We start from the raw sequence: 16530 nt of genomic DNA on the forward strand, positions 1-16530 counted from the left end.
CTCCTTAGTCCCTATTTCTTTCCCAGTAACTTTCCCTTAATTATTCTGATTATTGCCACTTTATTTGTCTCTGGATGTGTTGGTGCCTTATTAAGTAAATCTGCATAATCATGTTCGGTAAGCGTCAATTCGCCTACATGCGCCATCATAACTGAATTTGGCTGTAATGCTTGTAGCTTCAATAGCGACTGTTTATAAAGCGCGGGTATGTAAACTGGAAAAGGAGGGGAGAGCTTATTTTTGACTTTAACAATGAGGTCGGCGACATAAATACGCTTGCTTGGTGTATGCATAATCGATAGATCTCTATCTGTGTGCCCCGGCGTTTCGAACACTTGCCAATCATCAAAGCCCGGAACTGTTTGGCTATCACCCAATGTTACGTCTGGATGTAAATGTGCAGGATACCAAATATTTTTTCTTGGTCTTTTCATTTTACCTGCTACCCAAAGTGCGAGCATAATATCGATAGCATGAGCAAATCGGCCTTTAACACCTCGATACCATTGTTTCTCGCACTGACAGCTGACAATCTTGCAACCCGTTATTTTTCTCAAATAATGCGCGCAGCCAGCATGATCAGGGTGCATGTGAGTAACAATGACAACTTTTAGGTCAGTCAGTGGACGTTTCAGGACTTGCGTGAAAAACGTCTGTAATGTAGTAAAATCCGCTTTAGAGCAACCGTCCAGCAACATGCACTTATCCGGATACTCAACTAAAAAGATGTTTTGTATAAACCCTTTTAACACATGAATTTTCATTAAAACCAACACTCGACAAACTGCTCAGACCAGCGTCACGTTACTCTTTTAGATATCGACTCACTAATTTTTTTTGGTGATGGTGACTTATTAGTGCAGGCAGTGTTTTATGACTACGCTATTTCTTTTTCTTTGCTGAAGATAATTCCACTACTTCGGCTGATTCGACTTCCAGAATACCATCAACTTCACCCCCTTTCATTATCTTCATGACCGACTCTTTATTTTTAGATAACAAGATGCCTAATTCTTCAGAAATTGCTTCATCCAGAACAATGCCTTTAGCTGCCAAATAAGCACTAAGGTTGTCGGCGACCTCTAACATTTTGTCGTACTTATCAGCCTCTTTCTTGTCTGTTGTCACCAATTTCTCAACTCCTTTATGCTGAACCACATACTGAGTGATAACTGCCATAATGGCCTCCATGATTTTTAATAAATAAAACTAAGTGTTCACTATACATATAATCACTGTATAAATAAACAGTTTATTGAGTGCATTACTAGCCTCGATATAGGTGAGCCATGCCTTATATAAATAGATGTTAATACATTTGAACTTTTACGCGGTTTATACAGAACAAGTGCTGATCATGTTTATTTGTGACGTGTATTTATTATGTGCTTATACTATTAATAACGTTAACTTATTCGTAATGGTTTTTCTGCATACGAGATTATACAGCCTAGTCTAGCAAATAAATCTATGCTTTTTTAAAAATAGCGATAGGAGTCGCATATCAAATTTCAGTTTACTCAGGTTAAAGGCATTATTTTTGATTTGGACGATACTCTAGTGCAAACAAGCTTGGATTTTGCTGCAATTAAGCGTGATATAGGCTGTCCTATAAAAGACGATATTCTTACTTTTATTAGCAATTTGTCTTGTTCTAAACAACAAAGCGAAGCAAATAGAGTTGTTCTTGACCATGAGTTACATGACGCACAGACCTCAGTTTGGTTACCTGGCGCTGAGGCTTTTGTTGAGGTCGCAAGATTACATGCTTTGCCTCTGGCAATTGTGACTCGTAATTGCAGACAAGCAACTGAGCTCAAACTGAATAGGAATAATATCGGCATCGACATTGTGTTTACTCGCGAAGACGCTCCCGCTAAACCAGACCCGACGGCGTTACTTAGCATTGCTGATCGTTGGCAAATAGAAACCCATGAAATTGCTTATTTGGGTGATTACATCTATGACATTCAAGCCGCTCATAATGCAGATATGCAGGCTTGGTTATACAAATACCAAGCAGGTATTAGTGACTACAAAACGTGTTTGTCCTATATCGAAAAACCTAAGGCCTAACGTTTCAGGTTCCTGAGAGCTGCTTTCAGATATACTCTTCTTTTGATCAGTTGTTTATAGCGTGCTAAGTTAGCAATATGTATTAAGGAACAAGCGCTTATTTAGTACAGGAAAGGCCGTATGCTTAATGAACAAATTAATTCCTCAAATGGGTATAGCTACTTAATTCTTGGCTTTATTATATGTTGCCTTATTCTTTTGTTATTGGTTATTATTTTCTACCTTTTCTATAAAAAGCTGTTTTCAAAATACCAACACCTAGTCCTAGAATTCAACACGCTTAACATTCGAAAGAAAGAAATATTGGAGACGCTTAATTTTCAGCAAATTAGCGTGACTAATATTGGTGCAACTATTCAGTCGGTCATTACAGAAGAGTTTGAACAACAAAACAGCGCACTGTTTTACGCGAACGAAGACAGTGAACGAAGAGGATCTAAGAAACACAACTGGCGCAAAGTATCAGAATTAGCTGAGCGACTCGCCTACTTTACGTTACGAAATCAGAAAAGAGACGGCATTGATAGTGCGGTTAGTACTAAATTGGTATTTGCAGACAACGAAATGATGCTGAATGCGATCCTTGCTGCGAAAGGTCAGCAGTTGGACCTTTTACAACAGGGCCATAGTATGCTCAATATACCCAAAGGCACGCTCGATAAAATAGTCAGAGGTTTGATACTACACGCCTCAAAAGCGGCATATCCAAACACCACATTGAGCCTCCGTTGTGATGCGTGTGTTACTAGTTTCAATTTTAGCGTGACGGCTTGGGGCGAGGGAATAAGTAGCCAAGAAATTCATAATATTCATTTGTCTGTGCGCACTAATCCGCGTTTCCATAATGCTAAACGAGCTGAAGATAATGAAGGCGACTTAAATTTAGCCAGTATTTACCGACTCGTTACCCAGCTTGGCGGTTCAGTAAAACTGGTCAGTGCGCTCAATTATACAACTGTGATTTATATCTCTTTACCAGCAACATCCAGTGCTATAGCATCAGATGAACGAGAGTTTGCAGTGGTTCAAGAGTCTCATCAAATAGCCGGTCTAGAGCCTGTCGAGCGTGGCAAGCCAAAAGTGCTGATTATCGATCAAAATGACACCAGTCAGATGGTAATGCACCGAGCATTACAATCAAACTATCACTGTTTTGCCTGCATAACACCTTTGGAGTCGATGCAACTAATACACAACTTGCAGCCGTCAGTTATTTTACTGGATCAAATTTTACCTGATATGGACTCGTTAGAACTGATTAAACTCATTCGAAAAAATCCAAAATCCGAAAATATACCCATAGTCATTAGTTGCGGTATTGCGGCTCAAAGCTTCAGATTGTCGGCCCTGAGGCTTGGCGCTAGTTGTGTTATAGAAAAACCATTAAGGCCAACGGAATTGCAATTAACGGTTGCTGGTTTAATCGAGCAGCAGCAGCGAGTTGCAGAAAAAGTAGGAGAAAAGCTATCTGAATATCATCGTCAGCAACTTGATGTACCTCAAGCAGCTGCTTTTGATAACGACAAAGATAGAAGTTTCATTATTCGTTTCAATGAAATGATGGCCGACAATTTTGCTAATGATCAGTTTACGCGTGAAATTGCGGCCCACCATATGAATGTATGTTTACGGACTTTGAATAGAAGGTTAAGTGAATATTACTCACATAACTTTAAAGAGCATTTAAAAAAATATCGATTAGAGAAAGCGAAAAATCTACTAAATAAAGGCTATACAATCAATGAAGCTTCGTTTGAGGTGGGTTTTAGTTCAGCCTCTTACTTTAGTACTTGTTTTAAAGCAGAATATGGTTTTGCGCCATCAAGACTGGTGGCGCAATTTGCATAAGTGACGGTTTACATTAATGAACACCGCCGCCTAATATTTGCACTTGGGCAATATCAGTATCGCCTTTCAATAGTTTAAGAATGGCATCTTGGATTAGCGTTCTCATGCCATCCTTTGCTGCTTGTGCTTTCATTTCCGGAACTGACGCTTCTTTGTAAACCATCCCTCTTAGTTCATTCGACATGCCAAGTAATTCGTGAACCCCCGTTCTGCCTTTATAACCCGTGCCGCCACAAGTATCACAACCTGCTCCACGAGTGAGCTCGATGTCAGCATCAAAATCTATTTCTAATTCATCTAAATAGCTTTCACCATATTGGCGTCGAATAAATGCTTTGTCATCATCACTGGCGGTATACGTTTCTTTACAATCAGGGCATATTGTTCTAATTAAACGCTGCGCTAATATACCGACACAAGCGTCAGCAAAATTAACTGGATCCAAGCCTAAATCGAGTAAACGCGTAATAGTTTCAGGTGCGGAGTTAGTATGCAGAGTTGATAATACTAAGTGACCCGTTAATGACGCTTCAATACCAGCATGCGCAGTCTCTTTATCTCGCATCTCACCAATCAGTATTATGTCTGGGTCGGCACGCAAGAATGCTCTCAACGCATTTGCAAAGGTAAAGCCAATTTTGGGTGCTACTTGCACTTGCTGTAATCCAGGCTGAGTAATTTCCACTGGATCTTCAGCAGTCCAAATCTTTTTATCAGGTGTATTCAGATAACCCAACACAGCGTGCAACGTGGTGGTTTTTCCAGAGCCTGTGGGTCCCACCACAAGAAGGATGCCGTGTGGATTTTTAATCATGACTTCTAACATGTCCATATTGCGCGGCGACAAATTCATCTTGCCAATAGGCATTGCACCGCCTGTCGCCAATATACGCATAACGACACCTTCACCAGCAATGGTGGGGATTGTGGCAACACGCACCTCGACAGGCTGACCAGACATCTTAAAGGTTAACTTACCATCTTGTGGCACGCGCTTTTCTGCGATATTCATACTCGCCATGATTTTTATCCGCGCAATTACCGCGTTATGGTGAGAAGCAGGAACTTGATTGATATCACGTATGACACCATCAACACGCATTCTTACGCGAGTAGGTGCACCTTTCTCAGGATCAACATGAATATCAGACGCGTTCAATCTTTTGGCATCATGTAATACACGACTAACCAATCGAACAACGGCGGGGGCGTCATCAGCAAGATCATCTCCCAGATCTTCAATTTCTTCACCGCTTGTACCAATTTCATCCAGAATTTCGTCTAGTTCACCGGGTCCAGACCCGCCTATATTAGCGCCTAGGTACTGCAAAATATGAGTTGGAAGGCCAACCGCAATTTCATAACTATCAATGCCTAACGCGCTTTCTATTTCCATTAAAAGCGTGGCGTTATTAGGCTCAGCCATCAACACAATAGGACTGTCATTAGCATCCGATACAACGGCTACATGGTTGCGCTTCAAATAAGATAGATTGAGTCTGCTATCGCTCTGATACAAATGATACTTATCAGGCATATACCCGATAAAAGGGACTTGATAATGCACCGATATAGCGTTGCCAATCTCATCTTCAGCGATGCGCTGTTCTGATATAAGGCGTTGAATAACTTGTTTAGTGGTGGCTTGATTCTCTGATAGTTCGTCGATAATTTTTTGCGACGTGAGTCCTCTATGTATTAAATATTCGAATTGATGTTTAGTGCCACCTAATTCGTATCGGAATTTATCACCGAGTATTTGTGCAACCTTAACCGCAATTTCCACGTCTTTATCGTTGAATGGTGAATCATTTTTGTTAATAATTTGCATGACACCCATCAATACATCGGCATTAATAACGGGGACACACAATATATTACGGGTTTTGAAAGTACCTGATTTGTCGAATTGTCCTGCAAACCTAAGTCTTGGATGCACTGAAGCCAGCTGCTCAGCGTTATAAGGATCGTCTATCACCAGTGGGCGTTGCGCCAATGCGACATAACCGGCAATGGAGAGTGGGCTTATCGGTACTTTAATTTGTTTGGTTTCTTTTCCGGTTTTAAATCGAGCTACCAGATCTTGATGTTGCCGTCTGCGTTGAAACAAACTCATCCGTTGCGCGCCAAAAATCTGCAATATAATAGGCTCAACTTGTGCGTAAGCAGCCATCAGTGTTGGATGCGCGTCCAACTGAGCTTGCAGGTTATCTATGGCTGGTTGATGCGCCGTACTTTCAATCATATAAAATCTTTTTTCCTCGATATGCGATTATAATAGAGTGATACCGCCTGTAGACCCAGACTAAATTTGAATACATACGTATAGCTAAGCTATCGGCAACGTTGCAAAAAATCGTGATTTTTTCTTAATTTGCAGCAAATTAGCTGCACTTTTGAGCAATTAACTCTTACTATAATTAATATAATGTATGAATTGTAGACGACTAGTCGGACAGTTTACTTATGTCAGGTCAGGAGGCGGGATTCCGGCATACATGATGTTAAATCACTGTGCCCTATAAGCCATTGTGATATTGCACATTGGTTGATTGTGGCACCAGCGTGTTTAAGTTCGCTTCTACTGTTGTGTTGCCGTTAAGCAGCTGTTCGAACTGAGCAATCAGCTGCTCCTTGTCGGGAGACATTTTGTCACCGGCGCCTATATTGGTTAAATCAATCATAAAACTATCAAACAGGTAGCCTAAATCGTTAATAATTTCCATATTCATAAACTGATCTTGATTATAGATACTCGGATAACCTGCTTTTTGTTTATCGATGGAAAATGAGTCGCCTTTAAGGTTAGTTATGCTAGTCGATTTGTCACAAGACAGCATACAACCATTATCAATACGCGGCTTTTCACACCCCACACTTTGTTGGAAAAAACATTGGCGGCTGGTCATCAATAAAATGGGATGATAAATGCTATACATCATTTTGAAATTTTTAGGGCGTGCGATGGTTTGAATTTGTTGTCTGTTAATTTCGTTAGAAATGAACGCACCACTGCAATTAAAGGTTTCTTGCATAGCTAATAATGCATAGGAGTTTGTTGTATTTAAAAATGGGCCGGCAATCCACTCGATACCGAGTTCAAAAGCGCGGTATGCAATGCCGGTATTATTAGTCACAATGAGCTCGGGTTTTACTTGCTCTAAAATAGTAAGGGCGACATCGTAGTCTTTGCCAATTAAGACCGGTGGAAACCATGGAATTAAACGCGGATTCTTTTGCAAAAAATCAATATATTCGGTGCAGCCGCGTTTATACGCATCAGGTAATTTAAAATAAATGTCAGCGTCGGTACTATCGGCTAAATGCACGTCGCTTTTATCACAAATCAATAAAGACAGTTTAGGCGACGTATCGATGTCTGCTTTTGGGTTTTTCTCAAGCCTTGGTAGAGTTACTTCTGGTAGCACTTCTTTGCTGTCATTTAATATAAGGGCTAATTCGTTTTTAAGTGCCGTAAGTGAACTAAACACTAAACTCAGGTTTGGCTTAACGGCGCCTGCATCAATTGTCGTTAGCTTGTAACTTGCGTTGTTAAAACTTTTGAAACGCTTATTCAGCGTGACCATGTCGATGTTAGGCTCTTTACTATTAATTAAGGGTTGGTTTGACAACACTGTTATAGTTCTTGTCTTACTTGGTGAACCAGGCAATAACCCATCTTCTTCAATCGTCGCTGTTATACTTAATGGGCTTCCAACTTCGCCACTAAAATGCAAATTCAAGGATGCTTTTTCGACGCTCAAATGTTTTATCTTGTCAAAAACGGTTGCGTTAATTTCATCTTTTTCATGTTGCAGTTCTTGTTTTGCATCGTAAATTTGTACAACCGAAATCGCATTTTTAGCCGCAATTATGTGATTGCTTGAGTTATCTCGAGGGTTTTCAATAAACATCGATTGATTTAAGTCGCCGCGCAAGAAAGCATTGGTCAAATCCCGGTTAAATACTTTATACAGTCGTTCACCATCTTGGGTTAACTCGCCGGTCTGCAAATAACCATCGATTTGTTTACGGAAACTATCCACCACCGTATGTACATAACTTGCGCCCTTTATTCGCCCTTCAATCTTAAATGAATGAACACCTGCATCAATTAATGCGGGTAGGTCAAAAAAGGCTGAATTGTCTTTAATGTTTAGTGGAAAATTATTGCCAGTTGCTGTGGTTTCATATTCTTCTCGACATGCTTGACTGCAACGCCCACGATTTCCTGAATTGCCTACACTTGCTGAACTTGAATAACATAGACCCGAGAATGCGACGCACAGAGAACCGTGAACAAACACCTCAGTTAATATATCGTGCTGCGACCCTGACGCCGCCATTTCAGTTATTTCACGCAAGTTTAATTCTCTGGATAAATTAACCCGAGTTGCGCCTAATTTTTTTAGAAAAGGAATTTGACCGATATTGTGTGTGGTCATTTGTGTTGAGGCATGAATATTAAGCGTTGGAAAATATTTTCTAATGAGATAAAACATGCCAATATCTTGGACAATTACAGCATCTAAAGTGGTGTTAGCCAATTTACTTAGCAACTTAGCCATTGTTTTGAATTCGCGCTCCAAAATAACAATATTTAAGGTCAAAAATATTTCACAGTCATACTGATGAGCTAAACGAATAACACCCACGAGCTCATCAAATGAGATATTTGATGCACGGTTGCGTGCATTAAAGCTATCTAAACCACAATAGACCGCATCAGCACCTGCTATAATGGCCGCTTTAATTGCTTCAATATCGCCACCCGGTGCTAACAACTCAATGTTTGAACTCATCTTCATTACTTATAACTACTATTACGCTGAATTAACTTTAATAGGATCTTACCTGTATATTTACCGTCTTTATACCGATAAAGTGTACAGATAATAAGAATCTAGCTTTTAACTCGCTATATGTACAAAAAACCAACCATATAGGGTGACTATTTGAATGACCTTACCAATTCTGTATTCCCTCAGACACTGTCCGTTCGCAATGCGGGCAAGACTGGCGATCTTTAAGTCGCAACAAGCGGTTGAGTTGCGTGATGTTAAATTGACAAATAAACCAGCCGCTATGCTTATAGCCTCTGCAAAGGGAACTGTTCCTATTTTAGTGGTATCGCGCAAACAAGTCATAGATGAAAGCCTAGACGTTATGCTGTGGAGTCTGGGTAAGAGCGACCCAGCGAATTTATTGCTTGAAAGTGCAGGCAAGCTGCCTGACCTGTTAGCCTTTATAGCGGTGTATGACCGTGAATTTAAGCCTTGCATAGAGCGCTACAAAGCGGCCAAGCGTTATCATGAACCCAATTTAGTAGAATGCAGACAAGCCTGTGAAGCGTATATTCAAGACTTAGAACAACGCTTATCCGAACATGATTATATTTTTGGTGAACATGAAAGTATAGCTGACATCGCAATATTCCCATTTATCCGTCAATTTGCCAAAGTTGAGCGCCAATGGTATGTGCAGTCTTCTTATCTAAACCTTAAACGTTGGCTAAATAGGTATTTGCAAAGTGGCATGTTCAATAAAGTGATGACGCCATACCCGATATGGCAAGAGGGTAATGAGATAGTTGTATTTTGTGGCGAGTAGTTATTGCTTAATGTGAGGGTAAAGTTGTTATGTATTACATTATTCACATTAAGTTCTTGCCTTCCTGCTCAATTTCTGTATGATTTGCGCCCACTGTCTCCACAGGCGCTTTTAAAGTTCCTTATAAAAGACATTGTTTAGCGGGTCGAATAACTAGGTCTATAAGCTTATGCTTCTTTAGTTATACGCCACGTAGCAAGCAAACTGATTACACTAGTATTAATTTACTCGGGTAAACTAACAGCAAGCAACACGCTAACATATGAACAGGACCTCAATTGGAGGTCAATGGTTTACGCACATCTTTTCATCCGCGCTTTTTAAGAAGGCAGTAGGAGTGAAAAGGTGATTTATTTTGTTCTTTCGATTGGAGCTTTATCGATGCCAAATCAAAGAATTCGTATTCGCTTAAAAGCGTTTGATCACAAGTTGATCGATCAGTCTACAGCAGAGATTGTAGAAACCGCGAAACGCACTGGCGCACAAGTATCGGGTCCTATTCCTTTACCAACACGCAAAGAGCGCTACACGGTTCTAACTTCTCCGCACGTTAATAAAGACGCACGAGATCAGTACGAAATCCGCACACACAAACGTTTAGTAGATATCATTGAACCGACTGATAAAACAGTTGATGCATTGATGAGATTGGACTTGGCTGCCGGCGTTGATGTTCAAATCAGCCTGGGCTAACAAGAGAGGGTAATAACAATGTCGATTGGTCTTATCGGTCGTAAAGTGGGCATGACTCGTATCTTCACAGAAGATGGCGTATCTATCCCTGTAACTGTTATTGAAGCGACCCCTAACCGTGTTACTCAGTTACGTACTGAGGAAACTGACGGTTATCGTGCACTACAAGTTACCGCTGGCACTAAAAAAGCCAACCGCGTCAATAAAGCTTCTGCAGGACATTTTGCAAAAGCTGGCGTGGAAGCAGGCCGCGGCTTGTGGGAATTCCGCCTAAACGAAAGTGAAGGTGGTGATATTGAAGTAGGCAGTGAAATCACTGTTGAGATCTTCAATGACACGAAGAAAGTCGATGTAGCAGGTACATCTAAAGGTAAAGGTTTTGCCGGTGTAATTAAGCGTTGGAATTTTAGTCATCAACGCATGACACACGGTAACTCACTATCTCACCGTGCTCCAGGGTCAATTGGTCAGAACCAATCACCTGGTAAAGTATTTAAAGGCAAGAAGATGGCAGGTCAGCTTGGTAACAAGCGCATCACCACTCAGTCTTTAGAACTAGTTCGCGTAGATGCTGAAAACAACCTTTTATTAATTAAAGGTGCCGTACCTGGCGCAACTGGCAGTGACGTCATCGTCTTGCCAGCTGGCAAAGCGTAACGTCTGGGAGTAATCTGATGGAATTAACATTGAAAGACGCGAAAGGCGCTCTTGAAGTATCCGACACTACCTTTGGACGTGAATTCAACGAAGCACTTGTACATCAAGTGGTTGTTGCATTCGGTGCAGGTGCTCGTCAGGGTACTAAAGCGCAGAAAACTCGCGCTGAAGTACGTGGTGGTGGTAAGAAGCCATGGCGTCAAAAAGGAACAGGCCGAGCGCGTGCTGGTACTATCCGAAGCCCAATTTGGGTTGGTGGTGGTCGTGCATTCGCAGCTAAGCCGCGTGACTTTGAACAAAAAGTCAACAAAAAGATGTACCGTGGTGCGATCCAAAGCATCTTGTCTGAATTGGTACGTCAAGAACGCCTAATTGTTGTTGAAAAATTTGGTGTTGAAACACCAAAAACGAAAGAACTTTTAGCGAAATTGAATGAATACGGCTTAACTGATGTATTAATTGTTACTCCTGAAGTCGATGAGAACTTGTTCTTGGCTTCACGTAACCTTTACAAAGTTGATGTTCGTGACGTTCAAGGAATTGACCCAGTAAGTTTAATCGCATTTGATAAAGTGTTGATTACGGCTGAAGCGGTTAAGCAGCTTGAGGAGGCATTAGCATGAACGAAGAACGTTTATTAAAAGTCCTATTGGCACCTCATGTTTCAGAGAAGGCGACTATGGCTGCTGAAGCAAGCAACACAGTTGTTTTCAAAGTTCTTAAAGACGCGAGCAAAGCAGAGATAAAAGCTGCAGTTGAAAAATTGTTTGAAGTTGAAGTGAACTCTGTTCGTACCCTAGTATGCAAAGGTAAAACTAAGCGTCATGGGCAATCTTTTGGCAAACGCAGTGACTGGAAAAAAGCATATGTTATGCTTAAAGAAGGTCAGGATATCGACTTTGCCGGTGCTACTGAGTAAGAAGGGGATTAGAAATGCCATTATTGAAAGCTAAGCCAACTTCTGCAGGTCGTCGTCACGTTGTTCAGGTCATTAACCCTGATTTGCATAAAGGTGCTCCACATGCTCCTTTACTTGATAAATTAAGCAAATCTGGTGGCCGTAATAACAATGGTCGTATTACTGTTCGTCATATTGGTGGTGGTCATAAGCAACACTACCGTATAATTGACTTCAAACGTAATAAAGACGGTATTCCAGCAAAAATTGAGCGTTTAGAATATGATCCAAATCGTTCGTCTAATATCGCTTTGGTATTATACACAGACGGTGAACGTCGTTATATTTTAGCACCGAAAGGCGCTAAAACAGGCGATGCTATCCAGTCTGGTGCTGATGCACCGATTAAAGCAGGTAATGCAATGCCAATGCGCAACATGCCTGTCGGTTCAACAGTACACGCGATTGAAATGAAGCCAGGCAAAGGTGCACAAATTGCACGTTCTGCTGGTCAATATGCACAAATCCTTGCAAGAGATGGAGCGTATATAACATTACGTCTCAAATCTGGTGAGGTGCGTAAAGTATTATCTGATTGCCGTGCAACTATCGGTGAAGTAGGTAACGCTGAGCATATGCTTCGTTCACTAGGTAAGGCCGGTGCTACTCGCTGGCGTGGTGTTAGACCAACAGTTCGTGGTGTTGCCATGAACCCGGTTGATCACCCGCACGGTGGTGGTGAAGGTCGTACATCTGGTGGTCGTCATCCAGTGTCACCTTGGGGTGTACCTACCAAAGGTAAGAAGACCCGAAGTAACAAGCGTACTGATAAACTTATCGTACGTCGTCGTAATAAATAACAGCGAGGATTCACCATGCCACGTTCTCTCAAGAAAGGTCCTTTTATTGACCTGCACTTGCTGAAGAAGGTAGAAGCTGCAGTGGAAAAGGGCGAAAAGAAACCAATTAAGACTTGGTCTCGTCGCTCTATGATCATCCCAGATATGATTGGGTTGACCATTGCGGTTCATAACGGTCGCCAGCACGTACCTGTTTTCGTCAGTGACGAAATGGTTGGCCATAAGTTGGGCGAGTTTGCGCCAACGCGTACTTTTCGCGGCCATGTCGCAGATAAGAAAGCCAAGAGATAAGGGGAATAAAATGGAAGCATTAGCTAAACACCGTTTTGCTCGTACGTCACCTCAAAAGGCACGCTTGGTAGCAGATCAAATCCGCGGGTTACACGTTGAAAAAGCTTTAGAAGTTTTAACGTATAGCCCAAAGAAAAGCGCTGCGCTGATCAAGAAAGTGCTTGAGTCAGCAATCGCCAACGCTGAAAACAATGAGGGTGCAGATATTGACGAGTTGTCGATATTCAAAATCTTTGTTGACGAAGGCCCGACTATGAAGCGAATCAAAACACGTGCCAAAGGCCGTGCTGATCGTATCTTTAAGCGTAGCAGTCACATTACTGTGGTTGTAGCAGATAACTAGGAGTAGATTATGGGACAGAAAGTACATCCTACCGGTATACGCCTGGGTATCAGCAAGCCATGGACGTCTACCTGGTACGCTAATACAGCAGAGTATGCAGATAACTTGTTTAACGACCATCAGGTCCGTCAATATTTGACGAAACAGTTAAAGAGCGCGTCACTTTCGAAAATCGTTATTGAACGTCCAGCTAAGAGTATCCGTGTGACTATTCACACTGCTCGTCCGGGCGTTGTTATCGGTAAGAAGGGAGAAGACGTAGAGAAGCTTCGCAATCATGTTTCTAAGCTAGCCGGTGTGCCAGCTCAGATCAACATTGCTGAAGTTCGTAAACCCGAGCTAGATGCACAGCTTGTTGCTGACAGCATTTCAAGCCAGCTTGAACGTCGTGTTATGTTCCGTCGCGCTATGAAGCGTGCCGTACAAAATGCAATGCGTTTGGGTGCACTTGGTATCAAAGTTCAAGTAAGTGGCCGTTTAGGTGGTGCAGAAATTGCGCGTGCTGAATGGTATCGTGAAGGTCGCGTACCTTTGCACACTTTCCGTGCTGACATCGACTATGCAACGTCTGAAGCAGCAACGACTTACGGTATCATTGGCGTGAAAGTCTGGATCTTTAAAGGTGAAGTATTAGGCGGTTTGCCTCTTACACAAGAGCAACCAGCTCCTGCACCTAAGAAGAAAGGCCGCAACGCTAAACGAGAGGGCTAATCATGTTACAACCAAAGCGTACGAAATTTCGTAAAATGCATAAAGGTCGTAACCGTGGTCTTGCTATTGCCGGAGGCAAAGTAAGCTTCGGGACTTATGCTTTAAAAGCTGTCGCGCGCGGTCGTATGACCGCACGTCAAATTGAAGCAGCTCGTCGTGCTATGACTCGTCACGTTAAACGTCAAGGTAAAATTTGGATTCGAGTTTTCCCTGACAAGCCGATTACACAGAAGCCTTTGGAAGTTCGTCAAGGTAAAGGTAAAGGTAACGTCGAGTATTGGGTATGCCAAATTCAACCAGGACGCGTGTTATATGAAATGGAAGGTGTTCCAGAATCTATAGCTCGTGAAGCGTTTGCATTGGCTGCGTCGAAATTGCCATTTAAAACAACCTTTGTAACTCGGACGGTGATGTAATGAAAGCTACTGAACTTAAACAGAAAAGTGTAGAAGAGTTGAACGTTGAGTTGATTAGTTTGTTTCGTGAACAATTCAATCTTCGCATGCAACATTCTACTGGTCAGCTTGAAAAGACTGACCAATTAAGAACAGTACGTCGCAGCATCGCACGTGTTAAAACTATTTTAACTCAAAAGGCTGACGCGTAATGACTGAACAGAAGATTCGTACAGTACAAGGCCGTGTAACTAGTAACAAAATGGATAAGACCATTACTGTTATGGTTGAGAGAACTGTTAAGCACCCAATTTATGGGAAGTTTATCAAACGCTCAACCAAGCTACACGCCCACGACGAAGCTAACGTGTGTAATGAAGGCGATATAGTAAATATTACTGAATGTCGTCCTCTTTCTAAGTCTAAGACTTGGATGTTAGTTGACGTTGTGACCAAAGCTTAATTAAAAGCAAATTAAAATAGGCGCTACCTTTCGAGGCTAGCGCCTTTTTTTTATTTTCTATTATGTACAATAATTCTTTGACCTTAGATGTTACTCTAAGGTTTATAATGCATCTATTGAATGATAATTTGGGTACGGTAATGAGGATTAGTGAACTAGCAAGGCGGGCCGGAATGAGCGCTCATACAGTAAGATATTATGAAAAAGTGGGCTTGCTGACTCCTTCACAGCGCACTGAAAGTAACTACCGTGTCTACAATAAGGATGATGTAATTACCGCTGAATTTATCAAACGCAGTAAAGAGTGTGGGTTTAGTTTATCTGAAACAGCATCGTTGCTAGCAATTAAAAATGATAAAAGCCAGCACGTTTGTGCAGAGGCAAAACAAATTACACAAACAAAAATAATAGAAATAGCTGCGCAGATTGAAAACTTAAAAAAGATGCAAAATACGCTAACCGAGCTTGAAGCTTTTTGCTGCGGTGGACAAGAAAGCGCGGAGTTTTGTTCAATTATATCATCCTTAGAGCAGGAGACCTGAGATGTTGGTTCTTAATAATTTTGTTTTATTGTTTGTTGAAGCGGCCCCATTCTTACTGGCGGGTATGCTGATTGCCGGCATTATACATCAATTTGTACCAAAAAATTGGATCGAGAAAACCTTAGGAAGCAAAGGATCTATCGTCAATGCAGCACTCATTGGTGCACCACTTCCATTATGCTCATGTTCCGTTATTCCTGTCGCAATGGGGATCAGGCGCAGTGGCGCAAGTAAAGCCAGCACAGCGAGTTTTCTAGTTGCCACACCCGAAACAGGAGTCGATTCTATAGGAATAACATACGCCTTAATGGGACCAGTAATGGCGGTCGCTCGTCCTGTTGCGGCTATATTTTCTGCATTATGTGCTGGGATGTTGGTACACCTATTCGGTACTAAAGAGACGGCTAAAAATATACTCAAACCAATTCCACAGCAACAATCACCGAGTTGCTGTGGCACTTCTGAAGCTGAATCTTTATCCATCAAACAAAAAGTTGTTTCCTCCTTTGCGTTTGGTTTCGGGCAATTGTTGAGGGACTTTATGCTCTGGTTTATGCTTGGGATTTTTTTTGCTGCATTGGTCACTACCTTCGTTCCACAATCATTCTTTACTCAGCATGGTCAAGGCGTTCTCGCAATGTTGGTAGTCGTTCTTGTTTCAATTCCCATGTACGTTTGCGCTACTGCTTCAACTCCTATAGCAGTGGGTTTGTTATTGTCAGGGATATCACCTGGCGCTGCTCTGGTGTTTATGCTTACAGGGCCGGCGACCAATATAGCCACGTTAATGGTGATAAAAAATGAATTAGGTAAGCGAGAGCTTATATTTTATCTTATTGCGATCGTAGCTAGCGCTATTTTCGCCGGATTAACTCTTGATTGGCTGTTTACCTATTTTAATTGGCAACTAGACTTATCACACGGAGCCCATTCTGACATGATGGGCGCGGTGTATCAGGTAAGTGCTCTAATCTTAGCGGGGTTAATTTTGTTCCAAATGCAGAAACGGTATTTACCTCGTGTTTTTAGTGCCGATACCTCGGCATAATTGGAGATAAGCGTTAAGCGTATTTAAAATAGATTAATTAGCCCAGTACTTGGCTATACTACTCAAAAACGTATTGGTAACAACAACTCATTTTG

At 41.7% G+C, this 16530-nt stretch carries 20 protein-coding genes; 16 read left to right on the top strand and 4 right to left on the bottom strand.

Annotation, left to right across the window (positions count from 1 at the left end):
• Positions 1 to 11 precede the first annotated feature (11 nt).
• Together G399_RS0100215 and G399_RS0100220 are read right to left on the bottom strand one after the other, a co-directional pair.
• Positions 12 to 764 carry an MBL fold metallo-hydrolase gene (locus tag G399_RS0100215; protein ID WP_006012803.1) on the bottom strand — a complete coding sequence of 251 codons (753 nt, stop codon included), beginning with the start codon at positions 762 to 764 and terminating at the stop codon, positions 12 to 14.
• Positions 765 to 882: 118 nt separating this feature from the next.
• Positions 883 to 1179 (bottom strand): YebG family protein, encoded by a 297-nt coding sequence (locus G399_RS0100220; protein WP_006012802.1) that lies wholly within the window; start codon positions 1177 to 1179, stop codon positions 883 to 885.
• 324 nt (positions 1180 to 1503) lie between these two features.
• Here G399_RS0100220 and G399_RS19865 point away from each other — a divergent pair, with 324 nt between their 5' ends.
• On the top strand, positions 1504 to 2076 hold the full coding sequence (locus G399_RS19865) for an HAD family hydrolase (RefSeq protein WP_034895647.1): 573 nt from the start codon (positions 1504 to 1506) through the stop codon (positions 2074 to 2076).
• Between the two features lie 120 nt (positions 2077 to 2196).
• The gene (locus G399_RS0100230) at positions 2197 to 3924 is read left to right on the top strand and encodes a helix-turn-helix domain-containing protein (RefSeq protein WP_006012800.1); all 1728 of its coding nucleotides are present in this window, start codon (positions 2197 to 2199) and stop codon (positions 3922 to 3924) included.
• 13 nt (positions 3925 to 3937) lie between these two features.
• Here the strand turns inward: G399_RS0100230 and G399_RS0100235 are convergent, their stop codons facing one another.
• Together G399_RS0100235 and G399_RS0100240 are read right to left on the bottom strand one after the other, a co-directional pair.
• Positions 3938 to 6169 (bottom strand): GspE/PulE family protein, encoded by a 2232-nt coding sequence (locus G399_RS0100235; protein WP_006012799.1) that lies wholly within the window; start codon positions 6167 to 6169, stop codon positions 3938 to 3940.
• A gap of 274 nt (positions 6170 to 6443) precedes the next feature.
• Positions 6444 to 8726 carry a peptidase U32 family protein gene (locus tag G399_RS0100240; RefSeq protein ID WP_006012798.1) on the bottom strand — a complete coding sequence of 761 codons (2283 nt, stop codon included), beginning with the start codon at positions 8724 to 8726 and terminating at the stop codon, positions 6444 to 6446.
• A gap of 157 nt (positions 8727 to 8883) precedes the next feature.
• Between G399_RS0100240 and G399_RS0100245 the strand changes: the two genes are divergently transcribed.
• From G399_RS0100245 to G399_RS0100310, 14 genes are all read left to right on the top strand, one after another.
• Positions 8884 to 9534 carry a glutathione S-transferase gene (locus G399_RS0100245; protein ID WP_006012797.1) on the top strand — a complete coding sequence of 217 codons (651 nt, stop codon included), beginning with the start codon at positions 8884 to 8886 and terminating at the stop codon, positions 9532 to 9534.
• A gap of 381 nt (positions 9535 to 9915) precedes the next feature.
• Complete coding sequence (rpsJ, locus tag G399_RS0100250; RefSeq protein ID WP_006012796.1) at positions 9916 to 10227, top strand: 30S ribosomal protein S10; 312 nt, start codon at positions 9916 to 9918, stop codon at positions 10225 to 10227.
• An 18-nt stretch (positions 10228 to 10245) separates the two neighbouring features.
• Positions 10246 to 10884 carry a 50S ribosomal protein L3 gene (gene rplC, locus G399_RS0100255; protein ID WP_006012790.1) on the top strand — a complete coding sequence of 213 codons (639 nt, stop codon included), beginning with the start codon at positions 10246 to 10248 and terminating at the stop codon, positions 10882 to 10884.
• Between the two features lie 17 nt (positions 10885 to 10901).
• Positions 10902 to 11507 (top strand): 50S ribosomal protein L4, encoded by a 606-nt coding sequence (rplD, locus tag G399_RS0100260; protein ID WP_006012788.1) that lies wholly within the window; start codon positions 10902 to 10904, stop codon positions 11505 to 11507.
• Positions 11504 to 11803, top strand: a complete 300-nt coding sequence (gene rplW, locus G399_RS0100265; protein WP_006012785.1) for a 50S ribosomal protein L23 — start codon at positions 11504 to 11506, stop codon at positions 11801 to 11803. Before rplD ends, rplW begins: the two co-directional genes overlap by 4 nt.
• A gap of 14 nt (positions 11804 to 11817) precedes the next feature.
• Positions 11818 to 12642: a 50S ribosomal protein L2 gene (rplB, locus tag G399_RS0100270; RefSeq protein ID WP_006012782.1), complete on the top strand. Its 825-nt coding sequence runs from the start codon at positions 11818 to 11820 to the stop codon at positions 12640 to 12642.
• Positions 12643 to 12657: 15 nt separating this feature from the next.
• On the top strand, positions 12658 to 12933 hold the full coding sequence (rpsS, locus tag G399_RS0100275) for a 30S ribosomal protein S19 (protein WP_006012780.1): 276 nt from the start codon (positions 12658 to 12660) through the stop codon (positions 12931 to 12933).
• 10 nt (positions 12934 to 12943) lie between these two features.
• On the top strand, positions 12944 to 13276 hold the full coding sequence (gene rplV, locus G399_RS0100280; protein ID WP_006012779.1) for a 50S ribosomal protein L22: 333 nt from the start codon (positions 12944 to 12946) through the stop codon (positions 13274 to 13276).
• 9 nt (positions 13277 to 13285) lie between these two features.
• On the top strand, positions 13286 to 13987 hold the full coding sequence (rpsC, locus tag G399_RS0100285) for a 30S ribosomal protein S3 (RefSeq protein WP_006012777.1): 702 nt from the start codon (positions 13286 to 13288) through the stop codon (positions 13985 to 13987).
• 2 nt (positions 13988 to 13989) lie between these two features.
• Positions 13990 to 14403, top strand: coding sequence for a 50S ribosomal protein L16 (rplP, locus tag G399_RS0100290; RefSeq protein WP_026843313.1), 414 nt, complete (start codon positions 13990 to 13992; stop codon positions 14401 to 14403).
• Positions 14403 to 14594 (top strand): 50S ribosomal protein L29, encoded by a 192-nt coding sequence (rpmC, locus tag G399_RS0100295; protein ID WP_006012771.1) that lies wholly within the window; start codon positions 14403 to 14405, stop codon positions 14592 to 14594. The genes rplP and rpmC overlap by 1 nt, the downstream gene beginning before the upstream one ends.
• Complete coding sequence (rpsQ, locus tag G399_RS0100300) at positions 14594 to 14845, top strand: 30S ribosomal protein S17 (protein ID WP_026843314.1); 252 nt, start codon at positions 14594 to 14596, stop codon at positions 14843 to 14845. Before rpmC ends, rpsQ begins: the two co-directional genes overlap by 1 nt.
• Before the next feature lie 107 nt (positions 14846 to 14952).
• Positions 14953 to 15387, top strand: a complete 435-nt coding sequence (gene zntR / locus G399_RS0100305; protein ID WP_226988988.1) for a Zn(2+)-responsive transcriptional regulator — start codon at positions 14953 to 14955, stop codon at positions 15385 to 15387.
• A gap of 1 nt (position 15388) precedes the next feature.
• Positions 15389 to 16435 carry an SO_0444 family Cu/Zn efflux transporter gene (locus tag G399_RS0100310; protein ID WP_006012768.1) on the top strand — a complete coding sequence of 349 codons (1047 nt, stop codon included), beginning with the start codon at positions 15389 to 15391 and terminating at the stop codon, positions 16433 to 16435.
• Positions 16436 to 16530: the final 95 nt, after the last annotated feature.

Source organism: Brumicola pallidula DSM 14239 = ACAM 615, from assembly GCF_000428905.1.
GTDB classification, from domain to species: Bacteria; Pseudomonadota; Gammaproteobacteria; order Enterobacterales; family Alteromonadaceae; genus Glaciecola; species Glaciecola pallidula.

Coding starts and splice junctions, on each gene's coding strand:
- G399_RS0100215 (WP_006012803.1), bottom strand. CDS start 764: ATGAAAATTCATGTGTTAAAAGGGTTTATACAAAACATCTTTTTAGTT.
- G399_RS0100220 (WP_006012802.1), bottom strand. CDS start 1,179: ATGGCAGTTATCACTCAGTATGTGGTTCAGCATAAAGGAGTTGAGAAA.
- G399_RS0100230 (WP_006012800.1), top strand. CDS start 2,197: ATGCTTAATGAACAAATTAATTCCTCAAATGGGTATAGCTACTTAATT.
- G399_RS0100235 (WP_006012799.1), bottom strand. CDS start 6,169: ATGATTGAAAGTACGGCGCATCAACCAGCCATAGATAACCTGCAAGCT.
- G399_RS0100240 (WP_006012798.1), bottom strand. CDS start 8,726: ATGAGTTCAAACATTGAGTTGTTAGCACCGGGTGGCGATATTGAAGCA.
- G399_RS0100245 (WP_006012797.1), top strand. CDS start 8,884: ATGACCTTACCAATTCTGTATTCCCTCAGACACTGTCCGTTCGCAATG.
- rpsJ (WP_006012796.1), top strand. CDS start 9,916: ATGCCAAATCAAAGAATTCGTATTCGCTTAAAAGCGTTTGATCACAAG.
- rplC (WP_006012790.1), top strand. CDS start 10,246: ATGTCGATTGGTCTTATCGGTCGTAAAGTGGGCATGACTCGTATCTTC.
- rplD (WP_006012788.1), top strand. CDS start 10,902: ATGGAATTAACATTGAAAGACGCGAAAGGCGCTCTTGAAGTATCCGAC.
- rplW (WP_006012785.1), top strand. CDS start 11,504: ATGAACGAAGAACGTTTATTAAAAGTCCTATTGGCACCTCATGTTTCA.
- rplB (WP_006012782.1), top strand. CDS start 11,818: ATGCCATTATTGAAAGCTAAGCCAACTTCTGCAGGTCGTCGTCACGTT.
- rpsS (WP_006012780.1), top strand. CDS start 12,658: ATGCCACGTTCTCTCAAGAAAGGTCCTTTTATTGACCTGCACTTGCTG.
- rplV (WP_006012779.1), top strand. CDS start 12,944: ATGGAAGCATTAGCTAAACACCGTTTTGCTCGTACGTCACCTCAAAAG.
- rpsC (WP_006012777.1), top strand. CDS start 13,286: ATGGGACAGAAAGTACATCCTACCGGTATACGCCTGGGTATCAGCAAG.
- rplP (WP_026843313.1), top strand. CDS start 13,990: ATGTTACAACCAAAGCGTACGAAATTTCGTAAAATGCATAAAGGTCGT.
- rpmC (WP_006012771.1), top strand. CDS start 14,403: ATGAAAGCTACTGAACTTAAACAGAAAAGTGTAGAAGAGTTGAACGTT.
- rpsQ (WP_026843314.1), top strand. CDS start 14,594: ATGACTGAACAGAAGATTCGTACAGTACAAGGCCGTGTAACTAGTAAC.
- zntR (WP_226988988.1), top strand. CDS start 14,953: ATGCATCTATTGAATGATAATTTGGGTACGGTAATGAGGATTAGTGAA.
- G399_RS0100310 (WP_006012768.1), top strand. CDS start 15,389: ATGTTGGTTCTTAATAATTTTGTTTTATTGTTTGTTGAAGCGGCCCCA.